Here is a 19,275-nt window from a genome sequence, read left to right on the forward strand (position 1 = left end):
AACGGCGATTAGCCGCTGAAGACATTACCACCGGCACCGGGAGCGTTTTTCAACACCCAGACGCGACCGTAGTGGTTGTACCATCCGGCGCGATGACCGGCATCCGCACCAATCCCCTGATAAATATCGAAGTGCTGGCCTTTAATCGCGCCGCCAACGTCCAGCGCCACCATCACACGCAGTTCGTACTGCCCGTTGAACTTGCCGTTATTATCCAGCAGCGGAACCTCTGCAAGAAGGGTCGTGCCCGCAGGAACGATTGAGCGGTCAGCAGCAACGGACGCGCGACCAATCAGCGGCACGGCGCTTGCGCCTTTCACTGGCGCGTAGCTGGCAGGCTTGAAGAAGACGAAAGATGGGTTCTGCTCCAGTAGCTCCTGCACTTCAGCCTCGCTGTGGGTTTCACCCCAGTGGCGAATCGCCTGCATCGACATATCTTCCTTCTTTACTTCCCCGCGATCGATAAGCACCTTGCCGATGCTGCGGTACGCGTGGCCGTTTTTCCCGGCGTAGCCGAAGAACGTCAGTGGACGACCATCGCCGAAATCGATGTAGCCGCTGCCCTGCACATCCATGATGAAGTTATCCATCAGGGAATTACTGTAGGCAATAATGTAACTGTCGCTGAGCGCGCCGCGATAGATCTCGGCACGGGACGGCAGACGGCCACGTTTTGGCGGCATACGGTAAATGGGATACTGGAATTCACCCTGTCGGGTATGGCGCGCCTGGACTACCGGCGTGTAATAACCGGTGAACTGCACGTTGCCGTAGTTGTCCGCGCCTTCCATCTGCCAGGCGTCAAGTCCGTACTGGCTTAAGGTGCGGGTGTCGCCGCCCGCACGAAGCCACTGCTGCACCGCGCCGTAAACATTGCTTTTGCTGTTGTAGAGTCTTGGAGAAGCAGAGCGGATCTGATTCACCTGCTCGGCGAAATCGCCACCATTAATAGGCGCACCGACCGCTTCAGGCTGATTGACCAGCGAGAAAGGCTGGGTGAACTTGCCATCTTTATACTGCTGGCCTTTATCCGTCGGTTTTGACGAACAAGCCGCCAGAGCCATGACCATCACACCTGTTACTGCATATTTTGTCCAACGTCCTTTCATCACTGCCTCTACCTGGTTTATGCCGCTACACGCCACGGGAAGATAGCAAACGTGGCGTCAGATTAAAATGCGTTGCGCCTGAGCAATAACCATGATGTGTAAATTCTGAGCAGAAAGCAGGAATTTTCAACAACCTGTGATAAATAAGGGATTTTTTAAAAAAAGGGTTGCATCAAAAGTCCAGCAGAGTATAGTGCGCATCCACGGACGCGGGGTGGAGCAGCCTGGTAGCTCGTCGGGCTCATAACCCGAAGGTCGTCAGTTCAAATCTGGCCCCCGCAACCAATTAAAACGCTGATTACTTGCGTAATGACGTAAAATCATTAAAAGTAAGGAAGTATCCGGACGCGGGGTGGAGCAGCCTGGTAGCTCGTCGGGCTCATAACCCGAAGGTCGTCAGTTCAAATCTGGCCCCCGCAACCAACTAAGTCGCTGAATATCGCGCAATGGTGAAAACCATTTGGGAAACAAAGCAGTCATCGGACGCGGGGTGGAGCAGCCTGGTAGCTCGTCGGGCTCATAACCCGAAGGTCGTCAGTTCAAATCTGGCCCCCGCAACCAACATTAAACACCTTAACGGGTGTTTTTTTGTATCTGAAATTCACTAAGCCACCTCAGTTCGCTATCCCCTAAATAATTCAAGTTGCAGCCAGGCGGCCCAGGAGCTCATCCCCAGAAGTTTATATTAATTAGTGACTGGGGTGAGGGAGTGCAGCCAACACCCCTGCCGCTTGAAGAATGACGTGGATATTATCCGCGCCGTGCCAGCGTCGCGCCATCCGCGAAATACGCCTTAATCCCTGCCAGAATAGACTCCGCTACCTCCTGCTGGAACGTCGCCGTGCGCAGCTTGCGCTCCTCTTCCCTGTTGCTCAGGAACGCCGTTTCTACAAGGATTGACGGGATGTCCGGGGCTTTGAGCACCGCAAACCCTGCCTGGTCGACGCTGTTCTTATGCAGCTTGTTGACCTTGCCCAGCCTGTTCAGGACTTCTTTGCCGAACTTCAGGCTGTCGTTGATGGTCAGCGACTGCACCATGTCGAATATCGTATGGTCGAGATATTTGTCCCCGCTCTTGCTTACGCCGCCGATTAAGTCCGCGGCGTTCTGGGTCTGGGCGAGGAACTTCGCAGCCGTACTGGTCGCGCCTTTAGTGGAGAGAGCGAAAACTGACGAGCCGCGGGCGGCACCTGAAGTAAACGCATCGGCATGAATTGATACGAACAGGTCGGCACGCTGCTTCTGGGCTTTGGCGACGCGCACTTTTAGCGGGATAAAAACATCCTCGTTGCGCGTCATGTAGGCCTTCATATTACTTTCTTTATCGATTAGCGCCTTCAGGCGCCGCGCTATTTTCAGCACGATATCTTTTTCACGCGTTTTGTTTGGCCCAATGGCTCCCGGATCTTCCCCGCCGTGCCCAGGATCGAGCATGATGACAATCGGTCTGTCGCGCCCAGCTTTGCCGGGCTTCGGCCCCTGCTCGGCAGGCATCTTATTGTCCAGCTTGCCGTTGTTGTAATCTTCCAGCAGCGCCAGCAGCGGATCCTGCTCGCTATTCATATTTGCCGGATAGAGATCTATCACCAGGCGCTCTTTAAACTTAGCAACCGGCGCCAGCGCAAACAGGTGCGGCGTAACATTTTGTTTCAGTTCAAAAACCATACGCACGGTGTTTGGGTCAAATTGCCCGACGCGCGCTGACTTAATAAAAGGATCGTCAACGCGGATCTGGTTGCCCACGCCCTTAAGCACTGAGTTCAGATTGACCCCTTCGATATCCACCACGACGCGCTCAGGATTGCTTAAAGCGAACTGCTTATATTTAAGCATCTTGTTCGATTCCACCGTCACGCGAGTATAAGACGAGGCCGGCCAGACGCGCACGGCAACCACCTGGCTTGAAGCGGCGTGGCCTACCTGGCTTACGCTCAACAACCACATGGCACCCGCGCCCTGAAGTAAACGGCGGCGGCTAATAAGGGGACTGGAATCTGACATGCCTCTCCTGGACAACTGCTTTTGATGAATAACGAATCATGGCTTCTATTTTTTAGGCGAAAACTTTAGCGAATCACGCCCTTACTGTCATCCTAAAATCGGTATACATTCCGAAATGTATAGGAGGGTCACGTAAAGAAGAAATATTCACTTTGCCAAAATTGCTGCTTGCACGCCGGCCAATAAAAGAATAAAAATACACAAATAACGAATAACCATGCAATGAGGGTATGCCGTGGTGAAGGAACGTAGAACCGAACTGGTACAGGGATTCCGCCATTCTGTTCCCTATATAAATGCCCATCGGGGAAAAACGTTTGTCATTATGCTGGGCGGCGAGGCCATCGAGCATGAGAACTTTTCCAGTATCGTCAACGATATTGGCCTGCTGCATAGTCTGGGTATCCGCCTGGTGGTGGTGTATGGCGCCCGCCCGCAAATCGACGCCAATCTGGCCGCCCACAACCATGAACCGATTTACCATAAATACACCCGCGTGACGGATGCCAAAACTCTGGAGCTGGTGAAGCAGGCTGCGGGTCTTTTGCAGCTGGACATTACCGCGCGCCTGTCCATGAGCCTCGGCAATACGCCGCTGCAGGGGGCGCATATCAACGTGGTTAGCGGCAACTTTATCATTGCCCAGCCGCTGGGCGTGGACGACGGTATGGACTACTGCCACAGCGGGCGTATTCGCCGCATCGACGAAGAGGCGATTCATCGGCAACTGGATAACGGTGCCATCGTGCTGCTGGGGCCAGTGGCTGTTTCAGTCACCGGTGAGAGCTTTAACCTGACTTCAGAAGAAGTGGCCACCCAGCTTGCGGTGAAGCTGAAGGCCGAGAAAATGATTGGCTTCTGCTCCTCGCAGGGTGTGATCGACGATTCGGGAAACATCATCTCTGAGCTGTTCCCGAACGACGCTCAAAAGCGTATTGAAGAGCTGGAGAGCGCCGGAGATTACCATTCCGGCACCGTCCGCTTCCTGCGCGGGGCGGTAAAAGCCTGCCGCAGCGGCGTGCGTCGCAGCCACCTGATCAGCTACCAGGAAGACGGAGCGCTGCTTCAGGAACTCTTCTCCCGCGACGGGATAGGCACGCAGATTGTGATGGAGAGCGCCGAGCAAATCCGCCGCGCCACCATCAACGATATCGGCGGCATTCTGGAGCTGATTCGCCCGCTGGAACAGCAGGGCATTCTGGTGCGCCGCTCTCGCGAGCAGCTGGAGATGGAAATCGATAAGTTCACCATCATCCAGCGGGATAACCTGACCATCGCCTGTGCGGCGCTCTACCCGTTCCAGGAAGAAGGGATTGGCGAAATGGCCTGCGTGGCGGTTCATCCGGACTACCGCAGCTCGTCGCGCGGCGAAGTGCTGCTGCAGCGCATTGCAACCCAGGCGCGGCAGATGGGGCTGAACAAGTTGTTCGTGCTCACCACCCGCAGCATACATTGGTTCCAGGAGCGTGGCTTCACGCCGGTAGACGTGGATCTGCTGCCGGAGAGCAAGAAAGAGATGTACAACTACCAGCGCCGCTCCAAGATTTTGATGGCGGACCTGGCGTAAAGCCATCCTCCCTTCACCCCGTCCCTCTCCCCTGAGGGGCGAGGGTGAAATCATTTAAAGATATCGATCAGCCCGCTGCGCCGTTCCGTGCGTGTCATAATTGCTCTCTCAAACACCCGATCGTCGGCATACAGGGACAGGCGGCTGCGCGCGCGCGTGATAGCGGTATAGACAAGCTCACGCGTCACCACCGGCGTGAACTGGTTAGGCAGTACCAGCGCCGCATGATCAAACTCAGACCCCTGGGATTTATGCACCGTCATAGCATAGGCGGTGTCGTGGCCCGGCAGACGACTGGGCTGCACGGATTTAACCGTCCCGTCCGGCATGGCAAACCAGACGCGCAGCCCCCCTTCGCTTTCCAGCGCAATGCCGATATCGCCATTGAACAGCCCGAGCGTGCTGTCGTTGCGGGAAATCATAATGGGGCGGCCGTTATACCAGCGCGACAGCGCAGGTGCAGGACGCGCGATAAGACGCTTTTGGATCAGCGCCTGTTCGATGCGCTCGTTCAGCCCGCTTACGCCAAACGGCCCTTCCCGCAGCGCGCACAGCAGCTGATACTGCCCGAAAGCCTGCAGTATTTGCTCCGGCGCGGCCTGCTGACGGATAAGTTCAAGATAAGCCCGGTAGCCCTCCACCGCATCCGCCATCATCAGCGCATAGTCTTCGCTCTCGCGCAGGGGACGTTTGCTGATATCGGTGTAATTGAGGGTAAATGTTTCCTGTGCTCTGCGGGCATCGCTGGCGTTTACCGCGAAGGCAAGCTGGCCAATGCCGGACTGGCTGTCAAAACGGTAGCTCTTTTGCAGTAAACATAACCCGTCGCGTAGCGCGCTGGCATGCTCGCCCTGGCCTGACGGGAGCGAATACCCTGTTATGCGGCTAAGCTCCTGCGCCCTGGCAGCGGAATAACCCGAGCTGACGTAGTGACAGATATCCCCGAGCACCGCCCCGGCTTCAACGGACGCAAGCTGATCGCGGTCCCCCAGAAAAATCACGCGGCCATGTTCTGGCAGGGCATCAATGACCTTGGCCATCATCGGTAAATCCACCATCGAGGCTTCATCGACCACCAGCACATCCAGATGCAGAGGGTTACCGGCGTGATAACGCAGACGCTGGCTGTTTGGCTGGGCACCCAGCAGGCGGTGTAGCGTACAGGCATCGTCCGGCAGCACCTCTTTTTGTTTGTCCGACAGCGGCAGGCGGCGCAGCGCCGCCCCAATTGACTCCGTCAAACGAGCAGCTGCTTTGCCTGTAGGAGCCGCCAGCTGGATGCGTAATGGCGCATCTCCGGAAAGCTGGACCAGCGCGGCAAGCAATTTTGCCACCGTTGTGGTTTTGCCGGTGCCCGGCCCGCCGGAAATCACGGAGATCCTCCGGGTTAGCGCAACCGCCGCCGCCACCTTTTGCCAGTCGGTGTCCGCCGTTGCTTCAAAGAGCCCGTTGAGCACGTCCTTCAGCTGCTGTTCATCAACCGTCATTGCCCGGTTATGCGCCCCAAAAAATTTCGCGACGGCCTGCTCGTTACCCCACATGCGGTTAAGGTAGAGCCTTTCACCAATCAGCTTTAGCGGCGTCGGCTCGTCGTTATCGCTGACGGCAGCCGAAGCCAGCAGCGCCGGAGCCCACTCTGCTCCGCCGACGACCGCAAACAGCTGCTCAGCCAGTTCAGGCTGCCGCCCGACAAAGCAATATTCCGGACTTAAGCGGCTCAGCGGCAGGCAGACATGCCCTTCCCCCGCATCGTGGCTGACCAGCGCTGCGGCCAGCATAACCCCAGGCTCGTCGTCGTTTGCCAGCATCATGGCAAACTGTGCGTCCAGCGGACGCAGCAGCTTCAGGACCACGGCCTGCTGCAGCAGCTCTGACATTTTCATAGCGTCACCTCTTCCTTGCTGCCTGCGAACAGCGCGTCCATTCGCGAAATTAACCCAGCATCCGGGCGGGTTGAGAAAATCCCCTGGCTTGAACCGTTACCTTCCACGCCGCGCAGGAAGAGATAAATCACGCCGCCGAAATGGCTTTCATAGTCATAGTCGCGAATACGGTGGCGCAGATAGCGGTGCAGCGCCAGGGTATAGAGCTGATATTGCAAATCGTAGCGATGGGATTGCATCGCACCGGCCATGGCATCCTGGGTATAGGCCTGGCTGTCTTCACCCAGCCAGTTTGATTTGTAGTCCAGCAGGTAGTAGCGCCCCTGCCAGCGGAAAACCAGATCGATAAAGCCCTTCAGCATGCCACGCACCTGACGGAAATTGAGAGGTGGGCAGCCCGCCGAAAGAGGGTCATAACGGCGAATCAGAGTATCCAGCTGCTCCGCCTGGAGGTCGGTTTCAATGGGCAGATAGAACTCCAGCTCAACCTGCTTTTCCGTTGCTGCCAGCTGGTTAAGCGACACGGCCGTTTCATTAAGCGGCGCCTGTAAAATCTTCGCTAACCATTCGCTCAGCACCGGCTGCCACTGCTCGCTAAAGCCCTGCAAAGTCAGCTGCTGCGCTATCCACTCTTCATCCAGCGGCCGGGTAAAATCGATGTCCTCAAACAGACTATGCAGAAATGTTCCCGGTGCCGCACCGCGTGGGAAAGCGTGCGGGGTAAGTGATGGCTCACTTTGCTCCTGTTCAACGCCTGCACCATCGACGTCCAGACGCGGAATGAGATCCAGCGCCTGGCTCTGCCCGTGCTGCTGCAGCCCGGAATAGCTGGTGACGCGCCAGCTGTCAGAGACGCGACGCTGCATGATCCGCGCGCTCAGCTCAGGCTGTTCCGGCGTTGCAGGCTGCCAGGGCTGTGGGTCAACAGGCAGCAGCGAGTTGATACTGATGGCCTCGCAGGCCAGCTCGTCGAGACACGCCTGTAACCCGGCGGCGTCCTGCGCTTCGCCTTTTTGCAGCAGATAGCCCAGCGCGCCCATATGCAGGTCGCTGGTCCCCTTTTTCGCCCGGGTTCCACGGAACAGCGGCGCAACGCCGAGACTGCAATGCCATATCGAACGCGTCAGCGCCACGTACAGCAGACGTAAATCTTCCCCCAGCCGCTCTTCTTCAGCAAGGCTCAGGCTCTCTTCATCGTTGCTTAAGTCCAGCAGCGAGGCGAAAGTCGTTCGGTCGTGATACAGGGCGTTATTCTGCGGTCGGAAATTAGCAATAAACGGCAGCCAGACCAGGGGGTACTCCAGCCCTTTCGATTTGTGGATGGTCACCACCTGCACAAGATGTTTGTCACTTTCCAGGCGCAGCTGCTGGCTTGCCGCGTTGCTGTCCGGTTCGGCAACCTGCTGGGCAAGCCAGCGCACCAGAGCGTGTTCGCTGTCCGCTTTCGCCGCCGCCTCCTGTAACAGCTCGCTGATGTGCAAAATATCGGTTAATCGTCTTTCCCCGCCGGGCATGGCAAGCAGGTTTTCCGCTATTTGCCGCGCTGACATTAACGCGCGCAGCATCGGCATTACGCCACGACGAAGCCAGATTTGTCGGTAGCCTGAAAACTCCTCGACCAGCCGGTCCCAGGCTTCTTCATCTTCGTTCAGCGCTTCTATACGTCTGGCGTCCAGGCCCAGCACGCTGGTCGCTATGGCGCTGCGCAAAGCTGACTCTATTTCCGGTGCCAGCACCGCCTGTAAAATCCACAGCATTTCGCGCGCTTCCGGCGTGGCGAAAACGGAATCACGGTTAGAGAGATACACGGAAGGAATATTCAGACCGCCCAGCGCGTCACGGATCACCGAAGCTTCACCCCGGCTGCGCACGAGGATCGTGATGTCGGATGCCTGCACCGGCCGCGAGATCTCGCCCTTCCAGAGCAGCGCATCGCCCCGCTGGCCCGCGGCGAGCCAGTCGCGGATCTGCTGCGCACACTGCAATGCCATGGCTTGTTGGTAATCACTGACTCCGCAGCCTTCTCCCGGCTGCAGCCACAGCGACATCGCCGACTGGGTCTGTCCTTTAACCGTAAAACGCAGGCCGCTGTTTTTCGGGGCTGATTTCACCGACAGGAAAGGTATCTGACGAAACAGGAAGGGGTTATCGAGCTGTTCAAACAGCCTGTTAACGCCGGTAATCATCGCTGGAGACGAACGCCAGTTGGTATCCAGCGTATAGTGATCGCTCACTTCATGCCGCGCTTTCATGTAGGTGAAGATGTCCGCCCCGCGGAAGGCGTAGATGGCCTGCTTGGGGTCACCGATCAATAACAGCGCGGTCCCGGGCTGGTTGATATACAGACGGCGGAAGATCCGGTACTGCTGCGGGTCGGTATCCTGAAATTCATCTATCATTGCTGCCGGAAAACGACCGCGTATCGCTTCGGCCAGGGCATCGCCGCCCGGCTGGTGTAGCGCGTCGTCGAGACGGCTTAGCATATCGTCGAAGCCCAGCTCACCGCGGCGCCGTTTCTCCTGCTGCACAATAAAGCGAATCTCCGCCATCGCGCGGGCAATCACCAGGTCCCGGAGTGTGAGCGGCTCTGCCAGCAGCGCGGCAATTTCGCTGAAAAGCGGGTGGCGTGGCACCTCACCTTTTTTGGTTTTATCTTCCAGCACCGTCTGGGAGAAACGGCTTAGCGCGTCCGGCAGCTGGTAGCTTGTGGTTTCGGTTTGCGCCCATGCGCCCACCAGACTGAGCCAGTTAGGCAGGTTTTTACTGCTGTAGCTGCGGCGATCGACGCCGGACTGCTCAACAATAGCGGCGATCTCTCCTGACGCTGCCTGCCAGCCTGCTTTGACGCTGTCGATAGCCGTGACGATCTTTTCATGGCGGGCAACCAGCGTTTCGTTATCCGGCGGAGCCTGCTTCAGCGAAGGCTGTTCTCCCTGTAGCCAGCTGTAGATATCCCGCAGCAGCTCTTCTGGTCCGGCCCACTGCTCGCTCATCGCCTGAGCCACGGGCTTCGGCAGCGGGTAGCAATGGCGACGCCAGAAGTCCGCACAGGCATGGCGGCGCAGCAGGGATTCGTCTTCGATTAACCGCTGCTCAAACAGCATGCCCGATTCAAAAGCGTTAAGGCTAAGCATTCGCTGGCAGAAGCCGTGGATGGTGAAGATAGCGGCTTCATCCATTTGCTGTTCGGCCAGACGGAGGATCTGTGCGGCCTGGTGAAGATCGGGGATTTGTTTAAGCAGGCTTTTGAAAAGAGGATGGTCGGTTCTGTTGCGCACGCAGGCGATGCACAGTTCATGAATATTGGCACGAATACGACCACGAAGTTCTTCCGTGGCCGCTTCGGTAAAAGTGACCACCAGCAGCTCTTCTACGCCGAGCGGGCGGGGAAACGCTGCATTTCCCCCTAATCCCAGCAGCAGCCTCAGGTAGAGCGCGGCGATGGTAAATGTTTTTCCGGTTCCGGCAGAAGCTTCAATTAGTCGCTCGCCCGTCAGCGGCAGGCTAAGAGGATCAAGGGGCTGTGCGGTTCCGGTCATTGTTTCTCACTTTATTTGTCGTCGACGAGCGGCAGCGTTTGCTGCAGGTTGCTGACGCCTTCCCATGTCTTCCATCCTTCTGGTGCCGCATAGCCCGCCTTGCCGTTCTGGCTGCCGGAGACCTGCGACAGCAGCGCTGCCCCCTGAGGATCAATCACCGCCTGATGGAAGAAATCGGCCAGCTTCTGTGGCGTCAGCTTCTTGATTTCGGCGACTACTTTAGCACGCGAATCAAACGCCAGGTTTCCTCTGTCGAAATCTTTGCTCAGCTGCGAGGCTTCCTGCGACAGCGTTTGTGGCGCCTGCATGATTTCACCCACCACACCCTGCTGGATCTGAGCAAAATCTTCCGGGCTCATCGCGCGCAGCTTTTGTTCCGCCGTAGGATAAAACGCCTTAAAGCGTTCATACAGCTGGCCCGGCTGCTTGTCGCTGCTTTGCAGCAGGAAGCTGATGCCCCACTGGCGACCAACGGACATCGGGAAGGCAAAGACGGCATAGCCGAGCTGCTCCTGGGTACGCAGCTGGTTGTAGAACCAGGGCTGAATAATCTGTCCAAGCATGGTGCTGTAGGCTGTACTTACCAGCTCGTCATAGCCTTTTGGGACATAGACCGCAGCCAGGGCGGAATCCGTGCTGCTACCGGCTTTCTCGAACATGGCGAGCGTTTGTTTATCCACCAGCACGTCTTTATTGCGGCACCACTCGTTGCCTTTGGTTCCCAGCTGGCTCTGCACCTGATGCGCCAGATCCTTCGCCTGCTCCGGGGGCATATTCCCCAGCACCAGGAACTCTGGTTTGGCATTGGTTTTCAGTGCATCACGGTAATCAACGACGTCTTTCAGCGTCAGCGTAGGCAGCAGGGCCCGCCGCTCATCGCGCTGGAAATAAGGCACCTGGGAGACCATCTGAATCGGCATTATCGCCTGATCGTAGGCCTTGCCTTTCTCCGCCGAATCCATCATCTGCGCGTACCAGGACTTCGCCTGCTCGAGCTGCTCTTGGGTCGGGGTATAGGAGAAGTAGCCCGCCAGCAGCGCTTCGAACAGCTGCGGCAGACGCTGGGTGTAGCCGTTGGCATTGACCATCAGGCCGCTGTTAGCGTTAGTCGAGAAGCTAATCCCACCTATTGCCGCCTGATTGCTCAGCTCGTCCAGCGCGATCCCCGCCAGGTAGTCATTGATGGCAAAGAGAACCTGATTTTTTGCACTGTCCATCGCCTGCGGGTTACGCAGCACCATGGTCACGTCCGCTTTCGGTTCGCTGGCAAAATATTTGCTCGGCATGTAGAGGACGCGCAGGCCGGGCTCTTTGACAAGCAGTTCAGGATGGGCGTAACGCTTATCCTGTTTGATCAGGGTGAAATCATCCGGGATGTACGGATTCAGCTCCGGCAGCGTCAGATGAATTGCCTCAGCCTTCTGCTGCCAGCTGTCAAAGGTTGGCTTACCTATTTTGTCTACCTGATAGGGGGCGTTCACGAAATAAGCCATTTTGTTGTGCGGCTCTTTCGGGCTGATGTACCAGACGCGGGCATTCTGCGGGGTCATCATGTCCAGACGGGCTTTAATGGCCGCCGGATCGTACTGGTCAGCAATATTGACGGCATCCAGCGTGTGCTCCACGGGCACGCGAAGCATGGTGTCCGCCAGCCACTCAACGTAGTCCATATCCCTGGTGATAGAAGGATAGCGGAAATCCAGATCCAGCACGTGGGCCAGCTCGTCAAAATAACGTTTATCGACGCCGTTCTGGCGCAGAGTATTCAGATAGCTAAAGACGGCGGCAACGACCTCATCGCGATTAGCGAGGCCTTTGTCGGTCAGGGAAACGGAGATGGCGAACACCCCGCTGTTACCGTTGACCAGCGGATCGGAATCGGCACGAATGCTGTCCGCCAGCCCCTGCTTCTGCAGCCAGTCGGAGAGGGTGTTATCGCTACGGTTGCCAATCAGATAGCCGATAAGCTCATCGGTTTTGCTGCGGAATTTATCGCTGTTGTTATCGATGCGGAACTCAACGCGCAGCACTTTACGAGGCAGAGCCGGAACGTAATGAATGATGATGCCTTTTTGCGCATCCGTGACCACGGGAGTGGTGATGGCCGGTTTCTCAATGTTTTTGTTTGGCACGCGCCCGTAAGTGTCCACAGCAATCTTCGCCAGATCGGGCAACGGTTTGTTGCTGTAGATAACGGCTTTCATCAGGTTCGCCGAATAGTATTTGTCACGGAAGGCGATCAGCGAATCCAGCAGCTTGCTGCCGGGTTTATCGCGCAAGGTTTCCAGATTACCGCCGGAAAAACGCGAGCCCGGGTGCGCCGGGTTCAACGTTTCCGCGCCGACCTGGGCCATACGCATACCGTCACGAGAGCGCGCTAACGTCAGCTCTGCATTGACGGCATTGCGCTCGCGATCGGCATATTCTGGGGATAGATTCGGTTCGGCAATGGCATCAGCAAGGCGGTCAACGGCCCCCATCAGGGCATCGTTCTCGACCTCCATATAATAGGCGGTGCGGTAAGTCGCAGTGCTGGCGTTGTGGCTACCACCGTGCTTTTTAAGGAATTCGGATAGGCTGTCCGGCTCCGGGTATTTCTTAGAGCCCATCAGCGACATGTGCTCGAGATAGTGGGCCAACCCAAGATGCGCGTCCGGATCTTCCAGCGACCCCACAGGAACCACCAGCGCGGACAACGACTTCACCGCCTGCGGATCGGAGACCAGCAGTACGGTCATATCGTTATCAAGACGGATAGCCTGATACTGGCGGCTGTCTTTATCGCTTTTGCGAATGGTTTCCTGAATAGGGTGCCAACCCGTGTCTGCCTGACTTAATGGTGCCCAAAGAGCAACGAACAAGAAAAGCGGTGTAAACCAGGTGCTGCATTTAGGCATTCACGAACCTCTTTATCACGAAACTTCCTAACTCACTCATCATTAACAACTTTTCAATTAATTCGCTACCGTAGTTGTTACTTTTTTCGCCAGCCCTGAGCAAGATGCGCATCATAGAGGAACTTGCCAGGCTGTGCAATTTTTATACAGTACTTTATGGCTGATTAAAGCGGAACAGCGGCAGCAGGTATCGCTCGGCTTCATGAATAACCGCCTCGTAATAGTCGTTATCCAGCGTGCGATACAGGCGCTGGAGCCAGACATCTGCACCTTCACCTTCGACCATCTGATTACCTTCCCAGGCCGCCAACAGCTTAGCTCTGGCTTTCTGCTGCGTCTGCTCATCCCATAAAATGGCATCATTTGCCTGGTCATAACAGGCTTTTATCCACGCCCCCCCACTATTTGGGAGTAACAGAAGCGGCTGGCTTAAACCTTCCTGATAACCTTCAATAAGCTGCTGTAAATATGTCCGCGCCTGTTCACGGTCCATCGGCGGGAAAATCCATGCCGAATTTTTACGACCATAAACCCGACTGCTTCCCTGGCCGCCTGACGCGCAGCAGACAATGTGCTCGGCCCAGAGCTGCATACCGTGGGCCACGTTCAATACGGAAGGCCGCCAGCGCAGCAGGCCATCGGGCTGAACATCCGACAGCCACCCTATCAGCCTGGTTCCCGCGATCGTTATATCAACCTCAACGCTTGCGCTATTTTGTCGCTCAGCGCTCACTTTTGTGGCCAGCTCTTCCATTTCCGCTAACTGTTTTTCCCAGACTATTTCACCAAACGCGCCGTAGGGCAGCGCGCCTGCGGCACGATAGCGGCGGAACAGGAGCTGCGGATCGCCTCCCTGAACGAGGGTATTGAGCAGCTGCTGGTTCATCTGAAAACGCTCGAGGCTGTCGAGCGTAAAAGGCTCGGCGTCCGGCAGCTCGCTGTCCTCAAGCCAGAAGTTAATCCCCAGCCGTATCTGGAAGAAGGCCCGCACAGGATGACGCCAGAAGCGCAGGAGCTGCTCCAGCGTAATTTCTTCGGGCACCTTGTGCTGTAGCACCTGGATAAAGGGCGCATGGGCTTCGCCCTGCTCGCCAGCAGCTGGCAGCCACTCGCTGGCATAGCTTTGCTCAAGGCTTGTCGGCAGAAAGTTATTGGCGTCAAAAGGCGTACGGCTATGCTGATAGATGAGGTGGGCTTTTACCGCCTCTCCGCTTTCGTCGCAGGTTAGCGCGCAGTCGTCCGGCAGGCAGTGACTTTGCGCGATGTAATCAAGAAGCTCTTCCACCAGAACGGACGGATAACGGCGGCTGTTATCCTGAATAGATCGGCCAATATAGCTGATATACAAGCACTGCTGCGCCGAGTTCAGCGCTTCCAGGAACAGATAGCGGTCATCGTCGCGGCGGCTTCGGTCACCGCGCTGCGGTTTCTGGCTCATCAGATCGAAGCCCAGCGGTGCAAGGGTCCTTGGATAGACGCCGTCGTTCATGCCCAGCAGGCAAACCACTTTAAAGGGAATAGAGCGCATGGGCATCAGGGTACAGAAGTTAACCGGGCCTGCGAGGAACCGCTGGCTGATGCGCTCCTGATCAAGGCGCTGCGCCAGCTCGTCATGTAATAAGGTAAGCGGTACCGCCTGCTGGTAATGGGCGTCCAGGCCGTGTTTGATCATCTCCTGCCACTGCTTCTCGATAAGCGCCAGTGCTGCTTCGGTATCCCGATCCGGTAGGAAGAAGCCGTCGAGCATTTCGCGACAGACCGGCACCCACTCCGCCAGCGTTCTGGGGGAAGAAAGAGCCTGACGCCAGCGGCTTAGCTGCATCAAGAGTTCAGCAAGCTGGCCGACAAGTTCGGCTATCAGGCCGCTGGACTCGTCGTAGGGAAGCACCGACTGCCACTCCCCCGCCTTGCTGTCCATGGCGTAGCCCAGCAGCATCCTCGTTAAGCCAAAGCGCCAGGTGTGCTGCCCGGTGGCAGGAAGATCGAATTCCCGCACGTTGTCGTCATCAATCCCCCAGCGCACCCCGGATTCGTTTACCCACAGGCGCAGATAGCGCAGGCCCTCTTCACTGATGGCAAATCGCGCCGCAAGGGCAGGCACCTCAAGCAAAGCCAGAACGTCTTCTGCCATAAACCGGCTGTCCGGTAGTGAAAGCAGATCGATAAAAGCCTGTAATGCCGGATGAGCCTGACTTGCCCGCCGATCGGATATCGCAAAGGGCAGCCAGCGGTCCGGGGAGGCATTACCGAAAACAGCCTGAATAAACGGGCTATAGTTGTCAATGTCTGCCACCATCACGATGATGTCTCGCGGAGTGAGATCGGGATCGGCATCCAGCATCGCCAGCAGCTGGTCATGCAGCACTTCCACTTCCCGTTGCGGGCTGTGGCACTCGTGGAAGGTCATGGAGCGATCGCCGGGATCCAGCCTTCGTTTGCTGTGGCTCTGCAGATAATCTTCTTCCGTCAGCCCTGCTACCGCGTTGTTTTGCAGTTCCAGAAGATCGTACTGCAGGCTGTGCAGCAGGTTATCCGGCTCGATGTCGACGAACACATCAATCTCTTCGAACTGCTCAAGCTCCGCCAGCAGGAAGGTGTAATCGCGTCCCAGTTTGCCCCAGGAGGCCAGCATCGGGTTGCCAATGTCCTGCTCGCCGTCATCGTTAAATAGCGTGGTTGCAGACTGGTTATCCTTAAATAACGGTAGAGATTCCCCCGCCTGGTAGTGGCTGCGACGGCGGCGGCTAATCAGCCTGGCCAGATAAGCGGGATCTTTGATATCTCCCCAGTAGTAGCGGCAGGGGTTGGTAAACAACAGATGCACGTCGATATGCTTGCCCAGCGCCTGCAACGCCTGCAAATAGACGGGCGGAAGGGCTGAGATGCCGCAGATAAAAACCCGTGGCGGCAGGCCCGCCGGACATTCATCGCTGTTTTCAAGCTGATGGATAAAACGCTGGTAGAGGTTTGCGCGGTGCCATTCAGGCTGCTCAAGCTCACGGGTGTGCTGTACCAGAGCCGCCCACAGCGGCGCCTGCCAGAGCTGAGCCTCTCCGGCGTTATCCACCCGTTCCCCCTTCTCCCATGTGCTTAACCAGCCCGGGCGATAAACCAGGTACTGGTCATAGAGATCGGCAATACGCGAAGCCAGCTGGAACAGCTTTCTGCCGTTGTCGTCTTCGCTGAGGTAATTCTGTAGCAAGGCGAATTCGGGCCTGTCCAGCATACCGGGAATGAGCTTCATCAGCTTCCAGCTCATGCTTTGTTTATTGAATGCGCTCTCTTCTGGAATAGCAGGCAGCACGCGAACAAACATGTCCCAGATGAAGCTAGCCGGCAGCGGAAATTCTATGTTGGCGGCAATACCAAACTTTTGCGCCAGCGTCATTTGCAGCCATTGCGCCATACCGGTGCTCTGTACCAGAACCACTTCCGGCTGGAACGGATCGGGTAAAGGCTGCCCTTCCACGATGTATTCCATCAGCGTTTCCAGTACATCGAGGCGGTTGGAATGGTAAACACGCAACATAATATCGCTACTCCTGACTTTTCCTACGGGCAGTGCAGGCGGGAAAGCTGCCCGCTGCGGCCCGACGGACTGGTAATGTTAACGGCGATGCTGACACATCCTGCTGCCGTTGTCTGCTGTCGGATGACTTTCCACTCTACTGGCGCTGCCGGGCTTTGGGGCTCGGTCAGCTCCACCGCGAGTCGCCAGAGCTGACGAAGCTGCCACTGCGCCTGAAATCCTTGCAGCAGGACCCGGTGGTAGCCGAGCAGTACAGTCATCACCACGGCGAAGAGCACGAGCGAACACAGAACTTCCGGCAGGCTAAAGCCTTTTTGTTTCCTCCCTACTTTGGCAACAGACATGCATCCACCTCCGGCAAAGGACAAAAATCGGCCCAGCCGTGCGGGGCCGCTTCCCAACGTCCGTTCTTCAGGGTTCCCCAGCGCCAGAGCGTAACCGGGGGGCTCTCTTTCGGGTAAACGCCCTGCGCAGCCATAATCACTTTTCCATTTTTTAGTATCCGCACGCAGGCGCGCCAGCTTGTTATCTGCTGCTGACACTGCCAGTGATTTTTACCCTGCCAGCTCTGCTGGCCTCCCCAGGCCAGGGCAGACGTCGCGGTGGCATACTCTTTCAAATATCTCACCTCCCCCGCTACAGCCGTGCGCTGCCCCTGAAGCTGTTGCTGCAGCCCACTTAGCATCAGCATGCCTAAGGAAAAAAGCAGCAGCACGAATGCCAGCGAACTGCTGCCCTGCTGATGATGACGATTCATTGGTTGTATCCCACCACGCGGTGTCGCACAGTGACAATCCGGCGGCTCTGCTTATGAAAAGCACTCAGATTGATTTCCAGTAACGGCGGAATGTCACGTCGGTTCAGGCGGGTAACGGTAAAGTTTCGGATAGCCATCAGAGTCGGATCGGAAATTTTTTGCCAGTCGCCGCCTTCGCACTGCGTCGCTCCTTTTAAGGTTTCCAGGCTACCGTCCCGCAGCCGGAACCCCGTTGCCTCAGCGTCCTGGTGCCCCGTAGGCTCCCACAGGCCATTGCTGTTGGTATCCCAGCGGATGATGACGCATTGCCCACCGTTGGTTATCGCAAGCCCTGCCCCTGCGCATTGCCCGTTGCAGTAGCCAGCGCGGCGAAGATGCTTGCCGATACCGAAGGCCAGCTGCCAGAGTGACTCATGCAACGCTTCCTGCTGATACTGCCCCAGCACACCACGCTGTAAAGCGGGGAACAGCCTTCCCGCGCCGACCAGGACCGCACTGCTTAGCGCGAGGGCGATTAGCGTTTCCAGCAGCGTGAAACCATGCTGTTTTACAGGCATCTTGTGGCCTCATCTGTAGCGCAGATTCGAATACGTCCCCATGCCGAGACGATGACCTGCCACGTACCGGCAGGGCTGCTAAGGGTGATATGTCCAGGCCAGGCCGTATTACGAAGCCCGTAAAAACCCAGCCCGGCGGTCATTTCAGCGATACGGACATCGGCAAATGGCTGCCTGAGCTGCCATTGTCCGGCGCTCCCGCATCCAGATTGCGGCCCGGCGAGACCCAGACACCATTCCGCCCCCGTCTGGCTCAACGCCAGTAGCCGATCCTGGTTATGCCAGCTGGCGTCACTGCGCAGCCGCTCAAGCAGGTTTCGTACCTGTTGAACTGTTATCCATAGCCGCTGCTGCTGCTGCCATTGCTGCCAGCCGTACAGCCCACCCGCGCTTAATGCCACAATGATGGTCATCACGATCAGCACTTCTACCAGGCTAAAACCACTTTGCTTTCTGTTCATGCAGGGAGTGTGCTGTCGCCCAAAAAAGCTCGCCAGCGTTAAGGAGGATTTCGTCGAGGGATGCCGAAAGAAATATGCGGTCTTGCAGGGTGTCGCAGAAGGTCTGGAAGGAGCCTCGAAGAATTAAACTCAGAGCAAAAAAAAAACCGGCGCACTAAGGCGCCGGCTGCCGTCACCTAAATGGCGACAGGGGCTTTTATCGCCGGATGCGGATCGTAGCCTTCAATGTCGAAGTCTTCGAAGCGGTAGTCAAACAGGGATTCAGGCTTACGCTTGATAACCAGCTTCGGCAACGGACGCGGTTCGCGGGTCAGCTGCAGAGCAGTCTGCTCCAGGTGGTTGCTGTACAGGTGGGTATCGCCGCCCGTCCAGACAAAATCCCCCACTTCCAGGTCACACTGCTGCGCCATCATGTGCACCAGCAGCGCATAGCTGGCGATGTTAAACGGCAGGCCAAGGAAGATATCGCAGGAGCGCTGGTAGAGCTGGCAGGAGAGCTTGCCGTCCGCCACGTAGAACTGGAAGAAGGCATGGCAAGGCGCCAGCGCCATTTTATCCAGTTCGCCAACGTTCCAGGCTGAAACGATGATACGGCGTGAGTCCGGGTCGTTTTTCAGCTGGTTCAGCACGGTGGTGAGCTGATCGACGTGACGGCCATCAGGCGTTGCCCATGAGCGCCACTGTTTACCATAAACCGGCCCGAGATCGCCGTTCTCATCTGCCCATTCGTCCCAGATAGAGACGTTATTTTCATGCAGATAAGCAACGTTGGTGTCACCTTTTAAGAACCACAGCAGTTCATGGATGATGGAGCGCAAATGACAACGTTTAGTGGTGACCAGCGGAAAACCTTCCTGCAGGTTAAAACGCATCTGATGCCCGAAAATCGACAGCGTGCCGGTGCCGGTGCGGTCATTTTTAGGGGTGCCTTCTTCAAGCACTTTTTTCATCAAATCAAGATACTGTTGCATGTTT

General features: G+C 56.9%; 12 protein-coding genes and 3 tRNA genes. 4 read left to right on the forward strand and 11 right to left on the reverse strand.

The genetic code is table 11. The features are described from left to right. Positions 1-8 precede the first annotated feature (8 nt). Entirely contained in the window at positions 9-1,109 is a 1,101-nt protein-coding gene (gene mltA, locus ACA108_17545; GenBank protein XEX98150.1) for a murein transglycosylase A, read from the reverse strand. A 208-nt stretch (positions 1,110-1,317) separates the two neighbouring features. Here mltA and ACA108_17550 point away from each other — a divergent pair. From ACA108_17550 to ACA108_17560, 3 genes are all read left to right on the forward strand, one after another. Next, positions 1,318-1,394 (forward strand) — tRNA-Met (locus ACA108_17550). Positions 1,395-1,455: 61 nt separating this feature from the next. Continuing rightward, positions 1,456-1,532 (forward strand) — tRNA-Met (locus tag ACA108_17555). Positions 1,533-1,593: 61 nt separating this feature from the next. After that, positions 1,594-1,670: transfer RNA gene (locus ACA108_17560), tRNA-Met, on the forward strand. Positions 1,671-1,859: 189 nt separating this feature from the next. On the opposite strand, the gene amiC is transcribed toward ACA108_17560, so the two are convergent. After that, positions 1,860-3,110 carry an N-acetylmuramoyl-L-alanine amidase AmiC gene (gene amiC, locus ACA108_17565; GenBank protein ID XEX95136.1) on the reverse strand — a complete coding sequence of 417 codons (1,251 nt, stop codon included), beginning with the start codon at positions 3,108-3,110 and terminating at the stop codon, positions 1,860-1,862. 235 nt (positions 3,111-3,345) lie between these two features. Here amiC and argA point away from each other — a divergent pair, with 235 nt between their 5' ends. Continuing rightward, positions 3,346-4,677 carry an amino-acid N-acetyltransferase gene (gene argA, locus ACA108_17570; protein XEX95137.1) on the forward strand — a complete coding sequence of 444 codons (1,332 nt, stop codon included), beginning with the start codon at positions 3,346-3,348 and terminating at the stop codon, positions 4,675-4,677. A gap of 50 nt (positions 4,678-4,727) precedes the next feature. Here the strand turns inward: argA and recD are convergent, their stop codons facing one another. The 9 genes from recD to thyA form a co-directional block, all read right to left on the reverse strand. Then, positions 4,728-6,560, reverse strand: a complete 1,833-nt coding sequence (gene recD, locus ACA108_17575) for an exodeoxyribonuclease V subunit alpha (protein XEX95138.1) — start codon at positions 6,558-6,560, stop codon at positions 4,728-4,730. Continuing rightward, a complete protein-coding gene (recB, locus tag ACA108_17580; protein ID XEX95139.1) occupies positions 6,557-10,099 on the reverse strand; it encodes an exodeoxyribonuclease V subunit beta in 3,543 nt (1,180 codons plus the stop codon). Before recB ends, recD begins: the two co-directional genes overlap by 4 nt. 11 nt (positions 10,100-10,110) lie before the next feature. Further along, on the reverse strand, positions 10,111-12,996 hold the full coding sequence (ptrA, locus tag ACA108_17585) for a pitrilysin (protein ID XEX95140.1): 2,886 nt from the start codon (positions 12,994-12,996) through the stop codon (positions 10,111-10,113). 154 nt (positions 12,997-13,150) lie between these two features. Next, positions 13,151-16,525, reverse strand: a complete 3,375-nt coding sequence (recC, locus tag ACA108_17590; GenBank protein ID XEX95141.1) for an exodeoxyribonuclease V subunit gamma — start codon at positions 16,523-16,525, stop codon at positions 13,151-13,153. 23 nt (positions 16,526-16,548) lie between these two features. Beyond that, on the reverse strand, positions 16,549-16,869 hold the full coding sequence (locus ACA108_17595) for a prepilin-type N-terminal cleavage/methylation domain-containing protein (protein XEX95142.1): 321 nt from the start codon (positions 16,867-16,869) through the stop codon (positions 16,549-16,551). Next, positions 16,851-17,282: a DUF2509 family protein gene (locus ACA108_17600; protein ID XEX95143.1), complete on the reverse strand. Its 432-nt coding sequence runs from the start codon at positions 17,280-17,282 to the stop codon at positions 16,851-16,853. Before ACA108_17600 ends, ACA108_17595 begins: the two co-directional genes overlap by 19 nt. Further along, entirely contained in the window at positions 17,279-17,839 is a 561-nt protein-coding gene (locus ACA108_17605; protein ID XEX95144.1) for a prepilin peptidase-dependent protein, read from the reverse strand. Before ACA108_17605 ends, ACA108_17600 begins: the two co-directional genes overlap by 4 nt. Further along, entirely contained in the window at positions 17,830-18,300 is a 471-nt protein-coding gene (locus ACA108_17610; GenBank protein ID XEX95145.1) for a prepilin peptidase-dependent protein, read from the reverse strand. Before ACA108_17610 ends, ACA108_17605 begins: the two co-directional genes overlap by 10 nt. A 176-nt stretch (positions 18,301-18,476) precedes the next feature. After that, entirely contained in the window at positions 18,477-19,271 is a 795-nt protein-coding gene (gene thyA, locus ACA108_17615; protein ID XEX95146.1) for a thymidylate synthase, read from the reverse strand. Positions 19,272-19,275 lie beyond the last annotated feature (4 nt).

The organism is Dryocola sp. LX212 (genome assembly GCA_041504365.1).
In the GTDB taxonomy this organism is placed as follows: Bacteria; Pseudomonadota; Gammaproteobacteria; order Enterobacterales; family Enterobacteriaceae; genus Dryocola.